This window comes from Actinosynnema sp. (genome assembly GCF_052038725.1).
Genome location: NZ_JBQGCX010000791.1, coordinates 1 through 1,674, shown reverse-complemented (window position 1 = coordinate 1,674; position 1,674 = coordinate 1). Strand labels below are relative to the sequence as shown.

Annotated in this window: 4 protein-coding genes; 1 reads left to right on the top strand and 3 read right to left on the bottom strand. The window is 72.1% G+C overall.

Annotated features, from left to right (window positions below; translation table 11 throughout):
• Positions 1 to 3 precede the first annotated feature (3 nt).
• Together ACTUAL_RS16320 and ACTUAL_RS16315 are read right to left on the bottom strand one after the other, a co-directional pair.
• Entirely contained in the window at positions 4 to 261 is a 258-nt protein-coding gene (locus tag ACTUAL_RS16320) for a hypothetical protein (protein ID WP_440900867.1), read from the bottom strand.
• Positions 248 to 667: a hypothetical protein gene (locus ACTUAL_RS16315; RefSeq protein WP_440900866.1), complete on the bottom strand. Its 420-nt coding sequence runs from the start codon at positions 665 to 667 to the stop codon at positions 248 to 250. Before ACTUAL_RS16315 ends, ACTUAL_RS16320 begins: the two co-directional genes overlap by 14 nt.
• 100 nt (positions 668 to 767) lie before the next feature.
• On the opposite strand from ACTUAL_RS16315, the gene ACTUAL_RS16310 reads away from it, so the two are divergent.
• Positions 768 to 1,196: an NUDIX hydrolase gene (locus ACTUAL_RS16310; RefSeq protein ID WP_440900865.1), complete on the top strand. Its 429-nt coding sequence runs from the start codon at positions 768 to 770 to the stop codon at positions 1,194 to 1,196.
• A 23-nt stretch (positions 1,197 to 1,219) separates the two neighbouring features.
• Here the strand turns inward: ACTUAL_RS16310 and ACTUAL_RS16305 are convergent.
• On the bottom strand, positions 1,220 to 1,674 hold a 455-nt coding region (locus tag ACTUAL_RS16305), incomplete at its 5' end, for a dihydrofolate reductase family protein (protein WP_440900864.1).

Genomic DNA, 1,674 nt, shown 5'->3' with positions numbered 1-1,674 from the left:
AACCTAAGCGCCGTTCTCCGGTGGCAGCCCGAACAAGGCCCGGTGGATCTCCCCGAACACGAAGTCGTGGGCGTCCACCGGGTCGTCCAGGAGCGCCACCACACCCCCGCTCGCCGTCGACCGCACGCGCGCCGCCACGACCGCCGGGAACTCCGGCAGCCGGGCGGCGCGCTCGGCGTCGAAGTGGGTCCACCAGCCGAAGCAGTCCGGGAAGCAGCCGGGCGGCGGCGGGTTCTCGAAGTCCAGTTCACCACCGCGCACCCGCCACACCTGCTCGACCGACCACTCGTCCACGACGGTCCCGAAACTCGCCCCGAACCGCTCGGCCGCCACGGTCCAGAGCTCGGTGAGGCGGCGGTGCAGGTCCGGGGGTGAACCGGGAGCGCTTGATCGACCAGCTCGACTGCGACTCGCGCACGTCGAACCAGACCTCCTCCTCCGCAGGCCACGGTGTGCAGCTGTGGTACGTCCCGGAGGCGAGCGCGGCCACGAGGTCGTCGCGGTCCAACCGGTCGAACTCTCCGGAATCGTCGGCGCGGAACGCGGAGATCAGCCCGTCCTCCGGGTGCCCGATGCGCAGCCCGGCGCCCACCGCCAGGTCGAACAGCCCGGCGATCACCTCCGGCGTGCGGCCGACGTGCAGAGTCCAGTCCCAGTCGTTGCCCACGACAGGTGGTGGTGCGCCAGGACACCGCTGCCTGCGAGCCGAACGATCTCGGCGCTGTTCACGCCGGCCACCCTACGATCGCCCCAACCGACCCGAGGGCGTGACCGTGAAGCCGACCGTGCGCAAGGTGGTGGCCTTCGTCGTCCACGAGGGCAAGCTGGCCGTGTTCCGCCAGGACGACGAGGCGGCGGGCCTGCAAGTCCCCGCAGGGACCCTGCGCCCAGGCGAGGACCCGGAACACGGCGCCCTCCGCGAGGCGACGGAGGAAACGGGTCTGCCGAACCTCCGGGTAATCGCCTACCTGGGCCGCTACCGCTACGACATCACCCCGTTCCGCGAGGAGATCCAGGACCGCTCGGTGTTCCTCCTGACCGTGGACGGCAACCCCCCGGACCGCTGGGACAGCGCCGAAACCCACGACGGCCTCCTCCCGCCGACCCCGCTGCACTTCCACTGGGTCCCGCTGGGCGACCCGGAACTGGAGCAGCTCGTGGTCGGCCAGGGCACCCTGCTGGACAGGATCACGTGACGGCGCTGGGCGACGGCACCCCCTCACCGCCGCCCGTACCTGGTCAGCACCACCCCACCGGGGAACGTCCGCGTCTCCACCAGCTCCAGCCCCACCTGCCCGTCGAGCGCGGGAAAGAACGGCGCACCCCCGCCCACCAGCACCGGGTGGGTGACGATCTCGTACTCGTCCACCAGCCCGGCCCGCACCGCCGCCCCGCCCAACCGCGCGCCACCCACCCGCATCGGCCCGCCGTCCCCGTCCCTGAGCCGGGCGATCTCGTCGACCGCGTCCCCGGACACCACCCGCGTGTTCCAGTCGACGTCGATGGCCGAGGAGGTGAACACCACCTTCGGCGTGTCCCGCCAGTTCCGCGCGAACGCCACCTCCGCCGCGTTCGCCCCCGGCAACTGGTCGGCGGTAGGCCAGTGCGAGCTCATCGCCTCCCACAACCCGCGCCCGTACAGGAACAGCTCGACCGCCTGCTCCCGCTCCAACC